The sequence below is a fragment of the Castellaniella sp. S9 genome (assembly GCF_027257175.1).
Classification (GTDB): Bacteria; Pseudomonadota; Gammaproteobacteria; order Burkholderiales; family Burkholderiaceae_B; genus Castellaniella.
Genome location: NZ_JAPFGD010000004.1, coordinates 385802 through 407588, shown reverse-complemented (window position 1 = coordinate 407588; position 21787 = coordinate 385802). Strand labels below are relative to the sequence as shown.

Sequence of the window (21787 nt, the reverse complement as noted above, 5' to 3'; positions counted from 1 at the left end):
CCCAGTTGACGGATTGTGGCTTTGACCCGACGGCCAAGCTTCAGGTACAGCCTCACGGCGCGCAATCGGTCTTCGTACGAATACATGAACCACTCCTAGAGTAGTCCAAGATTTTGTCCGCACCCCCTTGTCATGAAGAAGCTCCATCCTCCTATCAATGGTCAGCGACATGCCACTGTCCTGGAGACAAAAGAGAAGGGCTCTGACGTGAATCTCGCGGTGCATCTCATCAATGACGCTTGGTTAGACAGGTTTGATTGCGCAGTCGTCATTTCAGGAGATAGTGATCTGGCGGAATCAATGAGGCTGGTCAAGGCACATCACCCCAAGAAAATTCTAGGTCTTCTCACATCGAAGCGAGGCACCTCTAAAGAGATGGTTAAATGCGCCGATTTCACGAGACTCATCTCCACTCGCGCGCTGGTCAACTCACAAATGCCAGACCCGGTAGTCCCCGCCGATGGGAATGCCATTACCAAGCCAGTAGATTGGTAACTTTCCTGGCCAGACTCGAGCACAGCGACAGCATTGAGAAACTGCAGGAAATCCATTCGGCTCCGCCCGACATCGAAAACCCCGAGGGTTTGTACCGTTCCCCGTCGATGTCATGAAATGACACAATAATAGGCCGGCACACAGATGCCGCTCGATGACGCCAAGGGGAAATCATCATGGGCGAGCAGCACGTTCCCGGCCCCCGGGAATACCTGGAATCCGCGGATGGGCAACAGGTTCCGCTCTACATCATCCGTTTCGACAAGGAAGGACAATACAAGGACGATGGCAGCCTCGGGCCGCTATTGGCCGAGGCGGGTGATTATTCCGACATCTTCGTGTTTTCGCATGGCTGGAACAATGAATGGTCGGATGCGATTGGACGATACCGGGCATTCTTTAAAGGCTATGCGGGGATGCGCAAGGCCTACGGCCTGCCGATGCCTGCGGACTACCGGCCACTGCTGGTCGGGATTTTCTGGCCCAGCGCCGCCCTGGCGTTCGGCGAATCCGGGCGTGGACCAAAGGCCCTGAGGGCGGATGCCGAGGCCGCATTCCAGGACGAGGCGCAGTACCAGCGCGAGCTGACCGAAATTGCGGATTGTTTCGCAACGGATATCGAGCGGACGGAATTCCACACGCTGGCCCAGCAAACCGCCCTCTCGGAGTCGCAGGCGCGGCGCCTGGCGGAGCTGGCCGCCGGCATCCTCACGGATTCCGTGGCGGAGCACGAATCCGGCGAGCCGCCGGAGGTCGAAGGCTTGCTGCGCAGCTGGCAGGCCATGGCCGACGACATGGACGCGGACAAGGGCCCCGCGCTGGCCGGCATGGCCCGGCCGCAGGGGGTTCTGGGCGGGATGTGGCGCTGGCTGGATCCCAGGCAGCTGGTCCGCATGCTGACGGTGGCCATCATGAAGGACCGGGCGGGCGTCGTAGGCGCCAAGGGTGTCGGCCCCGCGCTGGAGACCCTCCTGCGCCAAACCAGCGCCCGCGTCCATCTGATTGGACATTCCTACGGTACCAAGGTCGTCCTGTCCGCCCTGTGCAGCATCACGGCCCCGCCGCGCAGGGTCCGCTCCGCGCTCCTGCTGCAACCGGCGATCTCGCACCTGTGCTTTGCAGACCAGGTCCCGGGCAAGGATCATCCCGGCGGATACCGTGTGGCGTTCGAGCGGGTCGAGCAGCCGATCCTGGCGACGTACAGTCCCCATGATGCCGCGCTGCACGCCCTGTTTCACTGGGCGCTGCGGCGGGACGTGGACCTGGGCGAACCCATGGGCCTCGAAAAAACGGTCGAGGTGCCCAGTCCTTACGCGGCGCTGGGCGGCTATGGGCCGCGCCGGGCGGGCGAGCGCCTGATGCCGATCCAGGCGCCGGACGAGTCCTACGCTTTCGACGATGGGGTCCGGGTCTATGGCCTGGATGGCGCCAACGGCAGGATCCCGGGCCATGGGGATATCTCGAACAAATATACGTGGTGGGCGCTGTATTCGCTGGTGGTGAGGGGGGCGTGAGGGGCATTGGGGGCCGCTCGAAGCCCTGGAACAGGAGCATGCCGGGACACCGCCGGACCGGCGCCGGCAAGCACGGCTCCTATGATGTGCGCAACACCGCTACGGTCGGCATCCAATCTCCGGTCCCGCGCTAAAATCCCCGCATGACCTCGCCCGATCCCGCCTTCTATCACCCCGCCCCACGCACGCAGCAATTCTGTTCGCAATGCGGCCACACCCTCAGCCGCGAGATCCCGCCCGACGACAATCGCATCCGCGACCTGTGCTCAAACTGCGGCGCCGTCCACTACCAGAACCCGCGCAACGTGGTGGGTGTGCTGCCCATCTGGAATGACCGGATCCTGCTGTGCCGCCGGGCGATCGAGCCGCGCTATGGCAAATGGACCCTGCCGGCGGGCTTCATGGAACTGGGCGAGACCACCGAACAGGGTGCCGAGCGCGAAAACCAGGAGGAATCGGGCGCGCGCATCCGGGTCCGGTCGCTGTTCACCGTGATCGACGTGCCCTCGGTGAACCAGGTGCACTTTTATTACCTGGCCGACGTCCTGGGTCCGCAGCTGGCCCCCGGCCCGGAAACCCTGGAGGCGGATTTTTTCCCCCTGGACGGCATCCCCTGGAAGGAACTGTCGTTTCGCACCGTCTACACCACGCTGGAGCACTACCTGGATGATCGCCGCGAGGGGCTGTTTCCCACCCACCACTACGCGATCGACTTCCGTTTCCCGGACTGAGTCACCGGCGCATGCGCCATGCAACTAAGCTGGATAGATGCCCACACCCCCCTGCCCGATCCGCGGACCGGCTTGCCCGGCGGCCTGGTCGCCGCAGGCGCCGACCTGTCGCCCGCGCGCCTGGACGAGGCCTACGGCAAGGGCATGTTTCCCTGGTTCAGCCCGGGCGACCCCGTCCTGTGGTGGAGCCCCGATCCGCGCATGGTGCTGCCCTGCGACAGGCTGCGGGTCTCGCAGTCCCTGACCAAGCGCCTGCGCCAGTTCGGCCGTGATCCGCGGGACCCGGATGCGCCCTTGCGGGTGACCATGGATACCGCATTCGGCGAGGTGATCCGCGCCTGCGCCCAACGCCAGGGCGCGCGCCTGGGCATCGGCGCGGCGCGCGCGGGGACCGCCTGGCCGGTCGCGCCGGCCGAGGCGGGCCGCGACGCGACCTGGATCACGCCGGACATCATCGCCGTGTACGAGGCCTGGCACCGCATGGGGCGGGTACACAGCGTCGAGACCTGGATCGACGGACGCCTGGCCGGCGGCCTGTACGGGGTGTCCATCGGGCGCTGCTTTTTCGGGGAATCCATGTTCAGCCGCGCGGCCGACGCCAGCAAGGTGGCGCTGGCCTACCTGGTGGCGCACCTGCGCCGCCACGGCGTGCCCTGGATCGACTGCCAACAGGAAACCCCGCACCTGGCCCGGCTGGGTGCCGCGCCCGTACCGCGCGAGCAATTCCTCGCCAGCCTGACGGCGTTGAGGGACATGCCCCCGCCGCCCTGGCCGCGAGGCCGGCTGCTGATGGACGGGCCGCGCCTGGACGCGCAATAGCCCGGATGCCACAATAGTCGTGACTAACTAGGCGCGGCCATGAGCAACCCCAGCGAATCGATTTTCAGGAAACTGCAGTTCTATACGACCGCCAGTTATCCCTGCAGCTACCTGCCCGGGCGTCTGGCGCGTTCCGAGGTCGCAGCGCCCGCGCACCTGGTCGACGATGCCGCCTATTCGCGATTGATCGAACAGGGCTTTCGCCGCAGCGGCCTGTTCACCTACCGGCCCGACTGTGAAACCTGCCAGGCCTGTATCCCGATCCGTGTGGACGCGCGCCGCTTCGTGCGCGACCGCACCCAGCGCAAACTGTGGAATCGCATGGGCGCGATGCGGGTCAAGGTCTCGCCCCTGCACTGGGACGCGCGCCATTTCGACCTGTACCAGCGCTATCAGTCGCGCCGCCACCCCGGCGCCGGCATGGACCAGGACGACCAGGCGCAATACACCCAGTTCCTGCTGACCAGCCGGGTGCGATCCGACATGGCGGAATTCACCGATGCCGAGGGCGTGGTGCGCATGGTGGCCATCATGGACCGCGTGGACACGGGGATTTCGGCGGTCTATACCTTTTACGACCCCGACTGGCCGGGCAGCCTGGGGACCTTCGGCATCCTGTGGCAACTGGACTATTGCCGCCACCTGGGCCTGCAGTGGCTGTACCTGGGCTATTGGATCGAGGAAAGCCGCAAGATGGCATACAAATCCCGGTTCCGGCCGCACCAGGTCCTGCGGGGTGGCGTGTGGATCGAACCGTTGTCGCGTTGAGGGGGGCGTTGGTGACGGGCATAAACCCGTAAAATAGCGCCTGGCCCGATTTTCGACAGGTCCCGACGCCATGCCCTCCTTGTTCCACGCCTATCCGCTTGCGCGCGCCGCGCTGTTTTCCATGGACGCCGAGCGTGCGCACGAATTGACGCTGAGCATGCTGCACCGCGCGCACGATTGCAGCGCCACGCGCGCCCTGCTGTCCCAGCGCCCCGCCCTGCCGCGCACCGTCATGGGGCTGCCCTTGCGCAACCCGGTGGGGCTGGCGGCCGGCCTGGACAAGAACGGCGCGCACATCGACGCCCTGGGCGGACTGGGGTTCGGCTTCATCGAGGTCGGCACCGTGACGCCGCGGGCGCAGCCGGGCAACCCCAGGCCACGCATGTTCCGCCTGCCGCGCGCGCGCTGCCTGATCAACCGCATGGGCTTCAACAATGACGGCCTGGATGCCTTCATCGCCAATGTGCGCGCCAGCCGCTGGCGCGCCGAGGGCGGCGTCCTGGGCCTGAACATCGGCAAGAACGCCGACACGCCGATCGAGCGCGCCATCGACGACTACCTGCTGGGCCTGGATGGCGTGTACCCGCACGCCGACTACGTGACGGTGAACATTTCCTCACCCAACACGCGCAACCTGCGCAGCCTGCAGGACCACGACGCCCTGGACGCCCTGCTGGGCGCCCTGCGCGAGCGGCGCGAGGCGCTGGCCGACCAGCACGGGCGGCGCACGCCGCTGGTCGTCAAGATCGCCCCCGACCTGGACGAGGCGGGCATCGATGCCATCGCGGAAATCGTCCCGCGCCACGGCGTGGACGGCATCATCGCCACCAACACCACCCTGTCGCGCGAGGCCGTGCGCGGCCTGCCCTACGAGGACGAGGCCGGCGGCCTGTCGGGGCCGCCGGTGCACGAATTGTCGCTGCGGGTCATTCGGCGTCTGCGCGAACGCCTGGGGCGGGACACCGCCATCATCGGCGTGGGCGGCATCGAGTCCGGCCGCCAGGCCGTGGAAAAAATGCAGGCGGGTGCCGATGCGGTGCAGTTGTACACGGGATTGATCTACCAGGGGCCGGCGCTGGTCGAGGAGTGTGTGCGGGCACTAAAGCATTCAACTGGGCCAATCACATGAAGCCACGCATCACTGTCATCACCATCGGCGTCGAGGATCTTGATGCGTCGTTACGCTTCTACCGTGATGGACTCGGTTTTCCCACTGAGATGACTTTGGGTCACAACGTATCGTCGAAAGCCGAAGTCGATGAAGTCATGGCCACAGCAGCCTCCGCGGGGGCTACTATTGTCAAGCCTGCGCACGACACATTCTGGGGCGGGTATTCGGGCTACTTCCTCGACCCAGATCGGCACCTTTGGGAGATTGTTTGGAATCCGCAGTGGTGTGAGGAGGCTGGCGAATAGAATCGGGGAAACGTCCCCGATCAGCGATTTTGTCAGTGTGGGCTTCCGAGCGCTGGCCGCGGCTTGAAAACAAATCTGGCGTCACTCGCCAGGAAACAGAATTTCCGCGTAATCCATGGCGCTATTCAACACATGCAAAACCGTGACCCGTTCGGCGTCAACGCAATAGAAGATCAGGTAATTGCCGTGTACGCGCCTGCGCACGCCATGTTTTTCGTAGCGGGGGACCAGCGGGTACGCCTCTGGCATGTTCCCCAAACGCAAGCACCTATCCCGCAGTTCCTGTACGAAGGATAACGCCCGTCTTGGGTTATCCCGAGCAATATAATCAGCGATGCGCTCTAGGTCGGCTACGGCCTCATCGGATAGATGAACGATCACGCCTGCTTGTTCACCATAGTTGCATACTTGGCCTCCAGGCGATCGAACACTTCGCTGGCGGGCTTCGTGCGGCCCGCATCGGCATCGGCCAGCCCTCGCGCCATGGACGCATCCAGCGCGGCCAGCTTGGCTTCCCGGTCTTGGATGAGCCGAACGCCTTCGCGCAGTACTTCACTCTTGGAGCCGTAGCGGCCGCTCTCTACAAGACGGCTGACAAAGCCTTCAAGCTGCTTTCCCAAATCGGCGCTAATCATGATCTGCCTCCAGGCATAAGTGTCATGCTCGTAGGATAGTTCTTTTAATAACAGTTATCAAACAGTCGAAAACAGTCTTTCACAGCCGACCATTTCAGGTCCATAAAAAAACACCCCGAAAATTGAATAAAAATCCAACCTCCGGGGTGCAGTTCAGCTAAAAAAGCCCATCAACAATCAGCGATTCTCCATCCGCGGCACATTCCACGGATTCGCCGCCTGCACAGGCTCCGGCAGGTGGCTGTCCGGAATATCCTGATAGGCCACCGGCCGCAGGAAGCGCTGAATCGCCAGGGTGCCGACCGAGGTGCTGCGCGCGTCCGAGGTTGCCGGGAAGGGGCCGCCGTGCACCATGGCGTGGCAGACCTCGACGCCGGTGGGGAAGCCGTTGGCAAGGATGCGGCCGGCCTTCAGTTCCAGGATGGGCAGCAGGGCCGACACCAGGTCGGCGTCCTGGCCGGCCTCGAGCTGCAGGGTGGCGGTCAGCTGGCCTTCGAGCACGCGAGCCACGTCCAGCATCTGGGCCTCGTCGGCGCAGCGGACCACCAGCGAGCTGGCGCCAAAGACTTCATGCCCCAGGCTTTGCGGGTCGCGGATGAAGGCCTCGGCGGAGCAGGCCAGCAAGGCGGCCTGGCACTGGTTGGGCGCATCCGAGGGGTTGCCGCGCGTCAGGACCTCGACCTCGGACAGGCCGGTCAGGCGGCGGACGCCGTCCTCGTAGGCCTGGTGGATGCCGGCGGTCAGCATGGTGCTGGCGCCGCTGCCCGCGACGCCCTCGCGCGCGGCGGCGATGAAGGTGTCCAGTTCGGGCGAGGCGATGCCGATCACCAGGCCGGGGTTGGTGCACAGCTGGCCGGCGCTGCCGACCAGCGAGGTGACGAAACCGCCGGCAATCGCGGCCGCGCGCGCCTTGAGGGCGGCGGGCATGAGGAACACGGGGTTGGTGCTGCTCATTTCGGCAAAGACGGGGATGGGCTCGGGGCGCGCGGCGGCGGCGCGCATCAGGGCCAGGCCGCCGGTGCGCGAGCCAGTGAAGCCCACGGCCTTGATCAGGGGGTGGGTGACCAGGGCCTGGCCGATGTCGTTGCCCACGCCAAAGACGAGGGAGAACACGCCCTCGTGCAGGCCTTGCGCCTGGACGGCGGCGCGGATCGCGCGGCCGACCAGTTCCGAGGTGCCGGGGTGCGCGGGGTGCCCTTTGACGATGACGGGCGAGCCCGCCGCCAGGGCGGAGGCGGTGTCGCCGCCCGCCACCGAGAAGGCCAGCGGGAAGTTGCTGGCGCCAAAGACGGCGACCGGGCCGATGGGGATGTGGCGCATGCGGATGTCGCTGCGCGGCATGGGCTTGCGCTCGGGCTGGGCGTGGTCGATGCGCGCGCCGTGCCAGCCGCCGGCCTCGACCACGGCGGCGAACAGGTTCAGCTGGTTGACGGTGCGGCCGCGTTCGCCTTCGAGGCGCGGGCGCGGCAGGCCGGTTTCGGCCATGGCGCGTTCGATCAGGGTGTCGCCCAGGGCCATGATCTGGCTGCCGATCTCGCGCAGGAAGGCCGCGCGCTGGGCGGGCGGGGTCGCGCGATAGCTGGCGAAGGCCGCGTCGGCCAGGCGGGCGGCCGCGTCGACGTGCGAGGGGGTGCCCCCGGCATAGCCGGGGTCGAGGGCCGCGCCCGTGGCCGGGTCGACGGCCTGGAAAACGGCCTCGGTGCCGGTGACGTCGGTTTGGCCTATCAACATGGCGCCGGTGATGTGCATCTGGATTACCTCTGGCTGGTCTGGAAGGGAAAAATTCCAGTGTACCAATCGCCGCCGGCCCGGTCCCGCGCCGGTGCAGGATGCCCATTCCCTTGGACAATATGGGCCTCGGACTCATGGTTTACCCTTGAATGAGTCCGCCAAACGAAACCATCGGCGTTACACTTGCTCCAAGCTTTTGCGTGACGCGCCTGGTTGAATACGACCGCTACGCAGCTCTCTTCCCTTGATTGGGGGGTAGCGCCGCCACATGCAACAGTCCTTCCGACGACCTGCCCCCTCCTTTCCCCCAGGAGGCAGGTCATGCCGTACCATTCATTCGACCCGGGCCGCGATCGCCGGCCGGTTTCCCGCTACGCCGCCACGCACTCGCCCATGCGCCGCCGCATCCTGCAGGCCGGCGGCCTGGCCGCCCTGGGCGTGCCGATGTTTCCGTTGAACGCCCTGGCGGCCGACAAGACGCTGAAGATCCTGCAATGGAGCCACTTCGTCCCCAGCTACGACACGTGGTTCGACGCTTTTGCCAAGGCCTGGGGCGAGGCCCATGGCGTGCAGGTGGTGGTGGACCACATCAATATCGGCGACCTGGTCACGACGACCACGTCCGAGATGTCGGCCGGATCGGGCCACGACCTGATCGAGCTGGGCCCCGAGGCGGCGCAGTTCACGCCCAATGTGCTGGACATGGCCGACGTCAACCAGCAGGCGGCCAAGCAGTTCGGCAAGGTGTTCGACGTCATCCCGCGCATTTCCTACAACCCGGTGGTCAAGTCCTGGTATGCGTTCTGCCACGGATGGACGATCGACTGCGGCGACTATCGCCGCAGCCTCTGGCAAAAGGCGGGCCTGGAAAACGGACCCGACACCTGGATGCAGCTGCTGGAAGTCGGTGAAAAAATCCGCAAGGAGCAAGGCGTGCAGGTCGGCATCGGCATGTCGCAGGAGCTGGACTCGAACATGGTGGCGCGTTCGATCCTGTGGTCCTGGGGCGCCTCGGTGCAGGACGAGGACGACAACGTGATCCTGGGCGCGGGCGAGAACCGCGCGCGCGCCATCGAGGCGGTGAAGTACATGGTGGACTTGTACCACCGGACCATGACGCCGGCGGTGTTCGCCTGGAACGCGGCCTCGAACAACCAGGACCTGATCGCCGGCAAGGCGTCGTACATCGTGAATTCGATCTCGGCCTACCGATCCGCCCAGGGGACCAAGCCCGACATCGCCAAGGACGTGTTCTTTACCGGTCCGCTGGCCGGGCCCCACGGCGACCGCTGGGCCAATGTGCACGTGCTGTACAACTACATCATCCCCAAGTTCGCCCAGGGCCGCGAGGACCTCGCCAAGCAGTTCATCCTGCACCTGACCTCCAACTACGACCAGGCGATGTACCACAGCAAGCTCTACAACACCCCCAGCTATTTCGATACGGCGGTGCCCGGCGGCGATCGCGGCTATCCGGCGGTGTCGGGGGCCAGCACGCTGAAGGCCCTGAACGATGCCTGGTTCGCCAAGGATCCCTTCCGCATCGAGGGCGAGGCCGAGGGCAAGCTGGCGCCGCTGACCAGCGCCACTGAGTGGACGACGAACCTGGGCCATCCAGGCTATTCGAATCCGGCGGTGGGCGAGGTGTTCAACACCTTCATCCTGCCCAACATGATGGCCAAGGCCGCGCGCGGCGACCTCACGCCCGAACAGGCGGTGGACGAGGCCGCCAAGCAGGCGCAATCGATCTATGCCCAATGGCGCGGACGCGGTCTGATCGGCGGGAACAAGGCGTGATCGGGGGGCGGCCGGCCCGCCGCCGGCCGCCGCGGACGGCAGGGGACACACTGGAGGCTGCATGGCCAAGCTGAGCATCGAGCATCTGAGCACTACCTACGACCATGGTCGCGTCAAGGCGGTCGACGATGTCAGCCTCGAGGTCCCCGACGGGGAGTTCCTGGTGCTGCTGGGCGCCTCGGGATCGGGCAAGTCCACCCTGATGCGCACCATCGCGGGGCTGGAGCGCCCCAGCGCCGGGACGATCCGCATCGATGGACGGATATCCAATGAGGATCCGCCGCGCCTGCGCAACATCGCCATGGTGTTCCAGAGCTATGCCCTGTATCCGCACAAGACGGTGGCGAGGAATATCTCGTTTCCCCTGGAGGCCATCCGCATGCCCAAGGCCCGGATCGAGGAGAAGGTCGTCTGGGCGGCGCGGCTGTTCGACATCGAGCGCCTGCTGGCGCGCAAGCCGCGCGAGCTGTCCGGCGGCGAGCGCCAGCGCGTGGCCCTGGCGCGCGCGCTGGTGCGCACCCCCAGCCTGTTCCTGATGGACGAGCCGCTGTCCAACCTGGATGCCAAGCTGCGCCATTCCGCCAGGCGCGAGTTCAAGCGCCTGCACCAGCAAACCGGCATCACCACCATCTATGTGACGCACGACCAGGTCGAGGCCATGGGCCTGGGCCAGCGCATCGCGGTGATGAATCACGGGCGCATCGAGCAGATCGGCACGCCCCGCCAGATCTACCACGAGCCGGCCAACACTTTCGTGGCGCAGTTCATGGGCTCGCCGCCCATGAACCTGATCCCCGACGGCGACATGCTGCTGGGGTTCCATCCCGAGGACGCCTGGCTGCCGGACACGGCGGCGCCGGCGGGTCAGTATCCGCTGGCGATCGCCATCCAGCAGGTCGAGGCCCTGGGCGCCGACGTGCTGGTCTATGGCGCGCTGGCGGGCGACGGCGCCGAACTGATCTTGAAATTGCCCGAGCGCAAGGCGCAGACCCTGGCGGCCGGCCAGCAGCGCAGCTTTTGCGTGCCCGAGGCGCGCATGCTGCGTTTCGACGCGCGCACGGGTTTGCGCATCGACGCCCCCGGCCGCCCGGCGGCGGCGCAGGCCTGAGCCATGGCCCGGACGCGATCCCCGCTGAGCCTCGCGCAGCGCGACACGCTGCTGGCCCTGGGCATGGTGATGCCCGCGATCCTCTACATCACCCTGCTGCTGGGCATCCCCATCATCCTGGCGGTGGTCTACAGCCTCAACGACGTCACCACGGGCGGCACGGCGATGCGCTATATAGGCCTGGAGAATTTCACCGCGCTGCTGGATACGCCGGATTTCATGCGGGCCATCGGCAACACCTTCAACATCACCCTCAGCACGCTGGTGGGCGTGCTGGTCCTGGGCACCATCCAGGCCGAACTGCTGATGCGCCCGGTGCGCGGCAAATGGCTGATCCGTTTCCTGATCCTGCTGCCCTGGACCGCGCCCGCGTCCCTGTCGGCCATCGCCTGGCTGTGGATGCTGGACTCGACCTTCAGCCCGATCGACTGGATGCTGCGCGGCATGGGGCTGCTGGGCCATCCGGGCGCGCTGTTCGGGGATTTCGACAATACGTTCTGGCTGGGGCGCAGCGGCCTGGCGCTGTTTTCGATCATCCTGGTGAACATCTGGCGGCTGCTGCCGCTGGGCACCGTCATCATTCTGGCCGGGCTGAACGGCGTGCCGCGCGACATCGTGGAACAGGCCCAGATCGACGGCGCGGGCTATTTCCGGCGGCTGTTCCAGGTGATCCTGCCGATGCTGATCCCGGTGTTCGGGGTGACGATCCTGTTTACCTTCGTCTTTGTGTTCACCGACATCGCGACGGTGTTCATCCTCACCCGCGGCGGCCCGGCCAACGCCACGCAGGTGCTGCCGACGCTGGCGTTCTTTACCGGCGTGCAGGGCGGGTCGCTGGGGCGCGGCGCGGCCACCGCGCTGTTCCTGCTGCCGGTGCTGGCGGCGGTGTCCATCCTGACCTTGTCGCTGATCCGGCGGCGGGAAATCTGACGAGGGGGCCGCGATGACGAACGAACCCACCATGCAGGCCGGGCCGGCGCGCGCCCGGCACCCGGCGCGGCGCGGCGACCTGTACCTGGCCACGGCGCTGTTCGTGGTGTTTTCCGCCCTGCCCTTTTACGTGATGCTGATCACCACCTTCAAGACGCAGGCCGACATCTTTACGCCGACGGCCAATCCGTTCTGGTTCTCGGGTCCACCCACGCTGGACAACCTGCGCCTGTTGTTCGAGCAGACCCTGTTCGTGCAGTGGCTGTGGAACACTTTGCTGGTGGGGGTGGCCGTGGTGGCCATCACGCTGGTCCTGGCGGTGCCGGCCGCCTATGGCCTGGCGCGCATCGCCGGCGGCTGGGGCGAGACCCTGGGCATCGGGATCTTCCTCAGCTACCTGGTACCGCCCACGCTGCTGTTCATCCCGTTTTCCAAGGTGATCGCCTTCCTCGGCCTGCAGAATTCCTTGTGGGCGCTGGTGGTCGCCTACCCGACCTTCACCGTGCCCTTTTGCACCTGGCTGCTGATGGGATTTTTCAAGGGGATTCCGCGCGACATCGAGGAGCAGGCCATGATCGACGGCCACGACCGCTGGAGCGCCTTCCTGCACGTCGTGCTGCCGCTGGCCCTGCCCGGCCTGATGACGGTGGTGGTCTTTGCCTTCACGCTGTCCAGCAGCGAATTCATTTATGCGCTGGCCTTCGTGACCCACAGCGCCGACAAGACCATCAGCATCGCGGTGCCCACGGAACTGATCCGGGGCGACGTCTATCACTGGGGGCCGCTGCTGGCCGGCGCCCTGATCGCCAGCATCCCGATCGCGGTGCTGTATACGTTCTTCATCGACCAACTGGTGGCGGGCCTGACCGCCGTTGCGCGGGACTGAGGCGGGCGGCGCGCCGGCGCCGGGCGCGGCGCATGTCCTTGCGCCGCATGTACCAGTAGTGCGCCCGGTCCAGGTACAAATAGATCACCGGCGTGGTGAACAGGGTCAGCGCCTGCGACAAGATCAGGCCGCCGACCATGGCATAGCCCAGCGGCTGGCGCAGTTCCGACCCGGCGCCCGAGCCCAGCATCAGCGGCAGGCCGGCCAGCAGCGCGCACAGCGTGGTCATCATGATGGGCCGGAAACGCAGCAGGCAGGCCTGGTAGATCGCTTCGCGCGGCGCCAGGCCATGCTCGCGTTCCGCGTGCAGGGCGAAGTCGATCATCATGATGCCGTTTTTCTTGACGATGCCGATCAACAGGATGATGCCGATCAGCGCGATCACGGTGAAGTCGAAGCCGCTGGCCATGAGGATCAGCAAGGCGCCGACGCCGGCCGAGGGCAGCGTCGACAGAATGGTCAGCGGGTGGATGTAGGATTCGTACAGCAGGCCCAGGACGATGTAGACCGCCACCAGCGCGGCCGCGATCAGGTAGGGCTGCGAGGCCAGGGACTGCTCGAAGGCCTGGGCGGTGCCCTGGAAGGACCCCACCAGGCCCTGCGGCAGGCCCATCTGGGCCTCCGCGCCCTTGATGGCGCCGACCGCGTCGCCCAGCGAGGCGCCCTCGGCGAGGTTGAAGGACAGGGTGACCGCCGGGAACTGGCCCTGGTGGTTGATCGACAGGTAGCCCGATTGCGAGGTGTCGACCCGCACCAGGCTGGACAGCGGCACCTGCTGGCCGGTCAGCGGCGAGGTGATGCGCAATTTGGAGAACAGTTCCGGGTCGCGCTGCAGCGCCGGCGTGACCTCGAGGATGACCTGGTAGCTGTTGATCTGGGTAAAGTACTGCGCCACCTGGCGCTGGCCGATGGCGTTGTAGATGGTGTTGTCGATGAGGGCCGGCGAGATCCCCAGGCTGGCGGCGCGCGCGCGGTCGATGGTCACGACGGCGGTGGCGGCCTGGTTCTGCTGGTCGCTGGCCACGTCGACGAGCTCCGGCAGTTCGCGCAGGCGCGCCAGCAGGCGCGGCGCCCAGGTGTTCAGCTCGTCCAGATCGGCATCCATCAGGGTGTACTGGTACTGGGTGCGCGACAGCCGTCCGCCGACGTTGATGTCCTGGCCGGCCTGCATGAACAGGCGCACGCCCGGCACCTTGTCCAGTTCGGGCCGCAGCCGCGCCATGACCTCCTGCACCGAGGCCTCGCGGCCCTCGCTCTTGGGCCGCAGGCTGATGAAGAACCGCCCGGTGTTGAAGGTGGGCTGGTTGCTGCTCATGCCATAGGTCATGACGTCGGGGTCGCGGCCCACGACCTCGGCCAGGGCCATCATGCGCTCGTTCATGGCCTCGAAGGACGCATCCTGCGAGGTCTCGGCCAGGCCGAATATGAAGCCCGTGTCCTGCTCGGGAAAAAAGCCCTTGGGGATCACGACGAACAAGGCCACCGTGGCGGCCACGGTGGCGATGAAGCTGCACAGGGTGATGAAGCTGTGGCGCAGGACGACGTCCAGGCCGCGCCGGTACAGGCCCAGCATGCGGTCGAAGCCGCGCTCGAAGGCCAGGTACAGGCGCCCGCGCGGCCGGCGCGGATCGTGGGCCTTCAGGTAGCGCGAGCACAGCATGGGGGTGAGGGTCAGCGACACCAGGACCGACACCATCACGGCGATGCTGACGGTCATGGCGAATTCGCGAAACAGCCGCCCCACGATGCCGCCCATCAACAAGAGCGGAATGAAGACCGCTATCAGCGAGACCGAGATCGAGATAATGGTGAAGCCGATTTCGCGCGAGCCTTTCAGGGCGGCCTCCATCGGCTTCATGCCCTCCTCGATGTGGCGGTAGATGTTCTCGAGCATGACGATGGCGTCGTCCACCACGAAGCCCACCGAGATCGTCAGCGCCATCAGGGACAGGTTGTCCAGGCTGTAGCCCAGCAGGTACATGACGGCGATGGTGCCCAGCAGCGCCAGCGGGACGGTGGCGCTGGGAATCAGGGTGCCGGCCAGGTTGCGCAGGAACATGAAGATCACCATCACCACCAGGGCGATCGACAGCAGCAGGGTCAGTTCGACCTCGTGCACCGAGGCGCGGATGTTCTGGGTGCGGTCGATCAGCGTGCTGACGTGCACGGTGGAGGGGATCGAGGCCATGAGGCGCGGCATCGCGGCCTGGATGCGCTCGACGGTCTTGATCACGTTGGCACCGGGCTGCTTGGTGATGCCGATCAGCAGGGTGCGCCCGTCGATGGCGCGGTCGGCGTCGCTGGCCGCCAGGCCGCCGAAGGCCCAGGCGGCCTGCTTGCTGTCCTCGGCGCCGGGCACGGCCACGCCCACGTCGCGCACCCGGATCGGCGCGCCGTTGCGCCAGGCCAGCACCACGTCGTTCCAGGGCTCCACCGACAGGATCTGGTCGTTGGTGTAGACGGAATAGCTCTGCGAGGGCCCGTCGATCATGCCCTTGGGCTGGTTGACGGTGGTGGTGGCGATCACCCCGCGGATGGCCTCGAGATCCAGGCCCAGGCTGGCGAGCTTGACCGGGTCGACCTGGATGCGGATCGCGGGCTTTTGCTGGCCCCAGATGTTGACCAGGCCCACGCCCTCGATCTGCGAGAGCTGCTGGGCAAAGATATTGTCGGCGTAGTCGTTCACCTCGGTGATCGGCAGCACGTCGGACTGGATGGTCAGGATGAGGATCGAGAAATCCGCCGGGTTGACCTTGCGGAAGGTCGGCGGGTTGGGCAGGTTGGCGGGCAGTTGGCGGGCGGCCGCATTGATCGCGGTCTGCACGTCCAGGGCGGCGCCGTCGATGTCGCGGTTCAGCTCGAACTGCAAGGTGATGCGGGTCGAGCCGGCGGCGTTTTCCGAGGTCATCTGCGCCAGGCCGGCGATCGTCGAGAACTGCCGCTCCAGCGGCTGGGCGACGCTGGTGGCCATGGTCTCGGGATCGCCGCCGGGCAGTTTCGCCGTCACCTGGATGGTGGGGAAATCGACCTGCGGCAGCGAGGCCACGGGCAGCAGCGGGAACACCGCCGCCCCGACCAGGAACAGCGCGATCGCCAGCAGCAAGGTGCCGATCGGCCGCCGGATGAAGATCGCCGAGAAATTCACGGCCGGGCTCCGGGGGCCTGGCCCGATCCGGCCGCGTCGCCCGCGGGGGCGGCCGGGCGGGCGGCGCCTGCCGCGGCGTCGTCCACGAGGGCGTCGCCCATCGCGGCGCCCGCCAGCGGGGCGGCCTCGGGATCGGCCGCCTCTGTGCTGGCCGGGCCGGCCGCCCGCGGATCGGCGCCGGCCAAGGTGGGCGTCGGCGCGGGCGCGGCGGCGGCCGGTGCGGCGATCTGCGCCACGCGGGCGCCGGGGCGGACCTTGTACTGGCCTTCGGTGACGACACGCTCGCCCGCGGACAGGCCCTGGTCGATCAAGGCCATTTCATCCTGGATCAGGGCCACCTGGACGGGCCGGACATGGGCAATGCCGCCCTCGTCCACCACGTACACCAGCGGGCCGTCCGGGCCGCGCTGCACCGCGCGCGAGGGAACGACCAGGGCGCCGCGCCGCTGGCCGAGGATCAGGCGCATGTCCACGTACTGGCCGGGCCACAGCGCGTGCCGGGGATTGTCGAAGCGCGCCTTCAATTGCAAGGTGCCGCTTTGCGGATCGATCCGGTTGTCGACCAGCACCACCTCGCCCTCGGCCAGGGGCTGGTCGCCGCCGCTGGCGTAGGCCAGCGCCCGCGGCGTCCGGCCCTCGCGCAAGGCCTGGTCGACCTCGGCAAAGACACTGTCGGGCACGGTGAAGGTGACTGCGATCGGATCGATCTGATTGATGACCACGATGCCCTCGACCAGGTTTGCGCGCACGATGTTGCCGGGATCGATCAGCCGCGCGCCGGTGCGTCCGCTGATAGGCGCCGTGATGCGGGTATAGGACAGCTGGGTGCGCGCCGCCGCGACCTGCGCCGCATCGGCCAGCAGGGCCGCCTGCAGCTGCGCCACCTGGGCGCGCTGGGCGTCCAGGGTCTGGGCGGTGATCGCGTCGCGCTTGACCAGGGTTTCGTAGCGGCGCAGGTCCTGCTGGGCATAGTCCAGCGCGGCGCGGTCGCGCGCCTGCTGGGCCAGGGCCTGGTCCAGCTGCGCCTTTTGCAGGCGATCGTCCAGCTGTGCGATGAGCTGGCCCTGGACGACGTCCTGCCCCTCGGTGAAGCCGACGGACTCGAGCTGGCCGTCGATGCGCGCCTGCACCGTCACGCTGGCCCAGGCCTGCACATTGCCCACGCCCAGAATGCGGATGGGGACGTCGCGCTGCTGGACCGTGGCCATGCGCACCGGCACGGCGGCATCGCCGCCGGCCGCCGGCGGCGCCACGACGCGCGGCCGGCTGGCAAACCAGATGACGGCGCCCAGGATCAACAGGATCGGCAAGCCCAGGAACAGGATCGAGCGGCGGGTGGACGCCGCCGGCCTGCCGGTCGGCGGGTCGTTGCGGGAATTCGGGCGCATGTTGGCGTGCGGCGTAGCGGGGTTCATCGACGTTCCGCACGAGTATACGGTGTGTTTTCCCCGGGAAAGAAAGGTTTAGGGGAAAAAAACCCCCGAGGGGTGGCCTCGGGGTGTCGGCTTGTGCGCCGTGCCGGCGCCGCCGTTGATATCGTCCGGCGGACGCTATGCCGTCGCGCCGCGGATCTCGGCGACCAGATTGGCGACCTGATCGGCGCTGGCACCCTGGATGCGCGCATTCGCGCGCACGGTGCCGAAGCCGACGAACAGCGCGATCTCGCCAGGGCCGGGGCCGCCCGGAATGCTGACGGTCGTGGCGTCCATGGCATCGTAGTCCCAGGCATCCTCGGCGCCGCCGAAGATGAGGTCGATCGAGGCACCCGGCCCCGCCACCTTGGCGTTTCCGGGGATCAGCGCGGGCCCCGCGCCCAGGGTGCGCCGCATGGCCAGGCCGATGCGCGGGTGGATCAGGGCCGCCCCGTGCTCGGCATCGCCGTCCGTGCCGACGATGACGGCCTTTCCGTAGGCGCGTGGCCGGCCCACGTCAGTCATCCTGGCAAGCGCCCGGCGGCTCAGTTCCGCCCCGAGCTCCAGCGAGATCTCGGCCATGCGGTCGAGGTCCTCGGCGGATGCGGCGCCCTTGCCCGCAAGGGGGTTCTCGAACACCACGCCGGCAACCACATGGCGGGACACGGCGGTAACGGCCACGCCCGCCTCGCGCAGCGTCTCGCGCTCGAAGAGATGGAACTGCCGAACCTTGGCGAGTTTGATGTTGACGTCGGTCATTGGGCTTCTCCTAGAATCATGGCTGTCCGGTACCCAACCGCGACAGCGTGGGTCAAGTGATGGTGCAAGCGCGGCGAATCCGGCTAGCGGGTCCGGCCGAAATAGGCGGCCTTCATTTTTTCGTCGTTCATGAGCTGGTCGGCCGCCCCCTGGGCGACGACCGTGCCTTGGCTGATGACGTAGCCGTAATCGGCGATGGCCAAGGTCTGGCGCACGTTCTGCTCGACCAGCAGGATCGACACGCCGGTCTTGTTGACGCTGCCGATGATGCCGAACGAATCCCGGACCAGCGCGGGCGACAGGCCGAGGGAGGGCTCGTCGATGAGCAGGATCTTGGGATCGCTCATGAGGGCGCGGCCGATGGAGACCATGGCCTGCTCGCCGCCGGACATGGTGCCGGCGAATTGCTGCTTGCGTTCGGCCAGGCGCGGAAAGGTCGCATAGACGCGCTCGAGCCGCTCGGCGACCAGGGCGCGTTCTTTGACGAGGAACGCGCCGGCATGGAGGTTTTCCTCGACAGTCATCTTGGGAAAGAGCTTGCGGCCTTCCGGCACGCAACCGATGCCCCGCTCGATCCGCCGGTGCGTCTCCAGCCGGTCCAGCGGCGCGCCGTCCAGCGAGACCGTGCCCTGCGAGGTCGGCAGCAGCCCCAGAATCGCCCGGATCAGGGATGTCTTGCCGGCGCCGTTGGCCCCGAGTATGCAGGTGATGGCGCCTTCCTTGGCCTCGATGGACACGCCCGACAGGACGCGCGCACTGCCGTAGGCGGCACAAATATCATTGGTGACGAGGTGTCCGCTCATGCTTCCCCCAGATAGGCTTCCTGAACCCATGGATCGCTGACCACATCGTCGAACGTGCCCTCGCTGACCTTGCGGCCGTGGTTGAGCACGATGCAATGTTCGGCCACCCGCTGCATGAGTTCCATTTCATGCTCGATGATGATGATGCTCATCCTCGGATTGTTCGCGCGAACCTTGAGGATGTCGTCCATGAACTCTTGGGTTTCATCGGGCGTCATGCCCGCGGACGGCTCGTCCAGCAGCAGCAGTTTGGGTTCGGCAATCAAGGCCCGGCACACCTCTATGCGGCGCCGGTCGATCATGTTGAGGCTGTGCAAAGGCTCGAAGATCCGCTGGGCGAGGCTTTCGCTGAATGTATTCAGGAGGCCGGCGACGCGGTGGTGGTGGCCGACGAGTTCCTTCCTGAACCGCCGGCGCCGCACCAGGTTGTCGAGCAGGCCGAACGGCAAGCCGTTCTGCCGGCCGATCATGACATTGTCGAAGACCGACAGCGACAGGCACAGCCGCGAGCGCTGGAACGTCCTCGTAATGCCCTTGCCATACACCTCGCGGGACAACAGGCCGGATATGTCCTGGCCGCCGATCGAGATGCTGCCCCCGGCCAATCGGCACAGTCCCGTGACCGCGTTGAAAAATGTCGTCTTGCCGGATCCGTTGGGCCCGATCAGGCCGGTGATGGTGCCTTCCGAAATATCGAACGACAGGGCGTCCACCGCCACCAGTCCGCCGAACTTGACCGTGACGTCACGCGCGGAAAATAGCGTGCTCATTGTTCGACCTCCCGTTTGAACTGGCGCACCGGCCGGGGGAACAGGCCGGTGGGGCGAAAGCGAAGCACGAGCGCCACCAGCACGGAGAAGATCAGGATCCGGTATTCACCGATCTCCTGCAGCTTTTCGGGGATCAGGATCACGATGATCGCCGCCGGCAGCAAGGCCCAGAGATTGCCGATGCCCCCGATGACGATGATCGACAGCATCAGCAAGGAATCGGAGAACGAGAAATTGGACGGCGCGATGAAGTTCTGCATCATGGCGAACAGCGCGCCCGCGATCCCGATCACGAAGTTCCCCAGCATGAAGGCAAAGATGCGCCATGCCGTCACGTTGATCCCGAACACCGACGCACCGATGGCGTCCTCGCGCACGGCATCGAGATTGATCCCGATCCAGCTCCTTTCCAGGTTGCGGGTGAGGATGAACACGGCCGTGAAGATCGCCGCGATCAGCAGCACGTAATTGAGGTAGAACGAGGCGTCGTAGCCCGCCAGCGATATCCCGTCCAGCAGCGACCAGCCGGCGATGGCGGCGCCTTCGACCTTCAGCCCCTGCGGCCCGCCCAGGGTTTCGTTGACTTCGAGAAATATCTGGAACAGCAGGCCAAACGCAATGGTGATCAGCGCGGAGTAATGGCCCCGCGTGCGCAGGATCGGCAAAATGATGAACCCGCCGATCAGCGCCGCGATCACGCCGCCCAGCAGCACGATCAGCAGCGACGGCACCCCGGACGTGCCCAGCACGGCGGCGGTGTAGCCGCCGATGCCGAAGAACGCCGCGCCGGCAAAGTTGATCACCCCGGCATAGCCGAACTGGATGGTGAGACCGATGCAGACCAGGCCATAGATCAGGACGGAGGCCAGCATCATGAGGGGATAGTGGCCGTCGTGGATGACCAGGGCGATCATGACGATCAGGGCGGAGATCAGCAGCGCAAAGAACCGTCCGGACTCATTCAGGGCGGCGCCCAGCCCGGCGCCGGCCCCCGTGCGCATGGCCGCCGGAATCGCGACCGCCGCCACGGCCAGGGCCGACCAGATCATCCATTGGTCCTCAGCCAGCAGCAGGCAAAGCGTCCAGATCGCCGCAAGGGCAAGTATTGCCAGGGAAGGCCAGAAACGAAGCACGCTCATGCTTACACCTTTTCGCTGTATCGCTCGGCAATGATGCCGGTGGGAAAGAGGGCCATGATGACGATGATGACGGCGAACGAGAACACATCCCGATAGCTGCTGGCGTCCGGGAACAGGACCACCCAGACCGTCTGCAGGGCGGCAAAGGTAAAGCCGCCGATGATGGCGCCCCATATGCTGCCCAGCCCCCCGACCACGGCGGCCGAGAACCCGATCAAGCCCAGGAACAGCCCGGAATTGAAGTTGATCTCGCTGTAGTAGATGCCGTGCATGATTCCGGCAATGCCCGCGAGGATGGACCCCAGGGCGAAGGTGGCGAATACCGTCCGCTTGAACGGGATGCCCATCACCTGCGCGGTATCGGCATCCTGTGCGACGGCACGGATCGCCAGGCCGAATTTGGTGTGGTTGATCAGCCAGCTCGTCAGAAACACCACGGCCAGCCCCAGCACCAGCAAGGCGATGCTGTCCAGCCGTATGAAGACCCCGCCGACGTCGACCGCCGCCTTGGAGATCAACGCCGGGAAGGCCTTGGGGTTTGCGCCTTGCGGATAGAACAGGCGGATCGCCTCGCGAAACACCGTGCCGATCATCAAGGTCATCAACAGGATGTTGAAGGCCGGCGCATCGCGCATCGGCACGACGAAGACCTTGCCGATCAACACGCCGGCGGCCGCCGTCATGACGCACGCGGCCAGGACGACGGTCACCAGTTGCAGGACGAGCGGCAGGTCCACCCCGAGGACACCCAGGCCCAGGTAGGCCACCAGCCCGGAAAATGCACCCACCGTCAGGACGTCGCCATGCGCGAAGTTGATGACGTCGAGCACCCCGAAAAACAGGGTGAACCCGACGGCGATCAACGCGTACATGATCCCGAGCACGGCGCCGTAGAAAACAAACTCTACGAGACTACCCATGAGGAAGCG

The 21787-nt window shown here is 66.3% G+C and carries 21 protein-coding genes; 11 read left to right on the top strand and 10 right to left on the bottom strand.

What is annotated here, in order from left to right; translation table 11 throughout:
- Positions 1–132 precede the first annotated feature (132 nt).
- From OOZ48_RS09005 to OOZ48_RS08975, 7 genes are all read left to right on the top strand, one after another.
- Positions 133–495 (top strand): NYN domain-containing protein, encoded by a 363-nt coding sequence (locus tag OOZ48_RS09005; RefSeq protein ID WP_269497424.1) that lies wholly within the window; start codon positions 133–135, stop codon positions 493–495.
- Positions 496–671: 176 nt separating this feature from the next.
- Complete coding sequence (locus tag OOZ48_RS09000; RefSeq protein ID WP_269497423.1) at positions 672–2009, top strand: hypothetical protein; 1338 nt, start codon at positions 672–674, stop codon at positions 2007–2009.
- Positions 2010–2152: 143 nt separating this feature from the next.
- Positions 2153–2740 (top strand): NUDIX hydrolase, encoded by a 588-nt coding sequence (locus OOZ48_RS08995; RefSeq protein ID WP_269497422.1) that lies wholly within the window; start codon positions 2153–2155, stop codon positions 2738–2740.
- An 18-nt stretch (positions 2741–2758) separates the two neighbouring features.
- On the top strand, positions 2759–3559 hold the full coding sequence (aat, locus tag OOZ48_RS08990) for a leucyl/phenylalanyl-tRNA--protein transferase (RefSeq protein WP_269497421.1): 801 nt from the start codon (positions 2759–2761) through the stop codon (positions 3557–3559).
- A gap of 39 nt (positions 3560–3598) precedes the next feature.
- The gene (locus tag OOZ48_RS08985) at positions 3599–4327 is read left to right on the top strand and encodes an arginyltransferase (RefSeq protein WP_269497420.1); all 729 of its coding nucleotides are present in this window, start codon (positions 3599–3601) and stop codon (positions 4325–4327) included.
- 70 nt (positions 4328–4397) lie between these two features.
- Complete coding sequence (locus OOZ48_RS08980) at positions 4398–5456, top strand: quinone-dependent dihydroorotate dehydrogenase (protein WP_269497419.1); 1059 nt, start codon at positions 4398–4400, stop codon at positions 5454–5456.
- Positions 5453–5743, top strand: coding sequence for a VOC family protein (locus tag OOZ48_RS08975; RefSeq protein ID WP_269497418.1), 291 nt, complete (start codon positions 5453–5455; stop codon positions 5741–5743). The genes OOZ48_RS08980 and OOZ48_RS08975 overlap by 4 nt, the downstream gene beginning before the upstream one ends.
- 81 nt (positions 5744–5824) lie before the next feature.
- Here the strand turns inward: OOZ48_RS08975 and OOZ48_RS08970 are convergent, their stop codons facing one another.
- The 3 genes from OOZ48_RS08970 to OOZ48_RS08960 all read right to left on the bottom strand — a co-directional run bounded on the left by OOZ48_RS08970 (position 5825) and on the right by OOZ48_RS08960 (position 8127).
- Complete coding sequence (locus OOZ48_RS08970) at positions 5825–6124, bottom strand: type II toxin-antitoxin system RelE/ParE family toxin (RefSeq protein ID WP_269497417.1); 300 nt, start codon at positions 6122–6124, stop codon at positions 5825–5827.
- A complete protein-coding gene (locus tag OOZ48_RS08965; protein ID WP_269497416.1) occupies positions 6121–6378 on the bottom strand; it encodes a type II toxin-antitoxin system ParD family antitoxin in 258 nt (85 codons plus the stop codon). Before OOZ48_RS08965 ends, OOZ48_RS08970 begins: the two co-directional genes overlap by 4 nt.
- A gap of 177 nt (positions 6379–6555) precedes the next feature.
- A complete protein-coding gene (locus tag OOZ48_RS08960; protein WP_269497415.1) occupies positions 6556–8127 on the bottom strand; it encodes an aldehyde dehydrogenase (NADP(+)) in 1572 nt (523 codons plus the stop codon).
- A gap of 303 nt (positions 8128–8430) precedes the next feature.
- Here OOZ48_RS08960 and OOZ48_RS08955 point away from each other — a divergent pair, with 303 nt between their 5' ends.
- The 4 genes from OOZ48_RS08955 to OOZ48_RS08940 all read left to right on the top strand — a co-directional run bounded on the left by OOZ48_RS08955 (position 8431) and on the right by OOZ48_RS08940 (position 12830).
- Positions 8431–9906, top strand: coding sequence for an ABC transporter substrate-binding protein (locus OOZ48_RS08955; RefSeq protein WP_269497414.1), 1476 nt, complete (start codon positions 8431–8433; stop codon positions 9904–9906).
- A 61-nt stretch (positions 9907–9967) separates the two neighbouring features.
- Entirely contained in the window at positions 9968–11014 is a 1047-nt protein-coding gene (locus tag OOZ48_RS08950) for an ABC transporter ATP-binding protein (protein WP_269497413.1), read from the top strand.
- A 3-nt stretch (positions 11015–11017) separates the two neighbouring features.
- Positions 11018–11944 carry a carbohydrate ABC transporter permease gene (locus OOZ48_RS08945; RefSeq protein WP_269497412.1) on the top strand — a complete coding sequence of 309 codons (927 nt, stop codon included), beginning with the start codon at positions 11018–11020 and terminating at the stop codon, positions 11942–11944.
- A 13-nt stretch (positions 11945–11957) separates the two neighbouring features.
- The gene (locus OOZ48_RS08940) at positions 11958–12830 is read left to right on the top strand and encodes a carbohydrate ABC transporter permease (RefSeq protein WP_269497411.1); all 873 of its coding nucleotides are present in this window, start codon (positions 11958–11960) and stop codon (positions 12828–12830) included.
- On the opposite strand, the gene OOZ48_RS08935 is transcribed toward OOZ48_RS08940, so the two are convergent.
- The 7 genes from OOZ48_RS08935 to OOZ48_RS08905 all read right to left on the bottom strand — a co-directional run bounded on the left by OOZ48_RS08935 (position 12784) and on the right by OOZ48_RS08905 (position 21778).
- Positions 12784–15975, bottom strand: a complete 3192-nt coding sequence (locus OOZ48_RS08935) for an efflux RND transporter permease subunit (RefSeq protein ID WP_269497410.1) — start codon at positions 15973–15975, stop codon at positions 12784–12786. The genes OOZ48_RS08940 and OOZ48_RS08935 overlap by 47 nt on opposite strands.
- The gene (locus tag OOZ48_RS08930; RefSeq protein ID WP_269497409.1) at positions 15972–17390 is read right to left on the bottom strand and encodes an efflux RND transporter periplasmic adaptor subunit; all 1419 of its coding nucleotides are present in this window, start codon (positions 17388–17390) and stop codon (positions 15972–15974) included. The genes OOZ48_RS08935 and OOZ48_RS08930 overlap by 4 nt, the downstream gene beginning before the upstream one ends.
- 135 nt (positions 17391–17525) lie before the next feature.
- Positions 17526–18146: an amino acid synthesis family protein gene (locus OOZ48_RS08925; RefSeq protein WP_269497408.1), complete on the bottom strand. Its 621-nt coding sequence runs from the start codon at positions 18144–18146 to the stop codon at positions 17526–17528.
- 83 nt (positions 18147–18229) lie between these two features.
- A complete protein-coding gene (locus tag OOZ48_RS08920) occupies positions 18230–18949 on the bottom strand; it encodes an ABC transporter ATP-binding protein (protein WP_269497407.1) in 720 nt (239 codons plus the stop codon).
- On the bottom strand, positions 18946–19719 hold the full coding sequence (locus tag OOZ48_RS08915) for an ABC transporter ATP-binding protein (protein ID WP_269497406.1): 774 nt from the start codon (positions 19717–19719) through the stop codon (positions 18946–18948). Before OOZ48_RS08915 ends, OOZ48_RS08920 begins: the two co-directional genes overlap by 4 nt.
- Entirely contained in the window at positions 19716–20858 is a 1143-nt protein-coding gene (locus tag OOZ48_RS08910; protein WP_269497405.1) for a branched-chain amino acid ABC transporter permease, read from the bottom strand. Before OOZ48_RS08910 ends, OOZ48_RS08915 begins: the two co-directional genes overlap by 4 nt.
- A 2-nt stretch (positions 20859–20860) precedes the next feature.
- Positions 20861–21778, bottom strand: a complete 918-nt coding sequence (locus tag OOZ48_RS08905; RefSeq protein WP_269497404.1) for a branched-chain amino acid ABC transporter permease — start codon at positions 21776–21778, stop codon at positions 20861–20863.
- Positions 21779–21787: the final 9 nt, after the last annotated feature.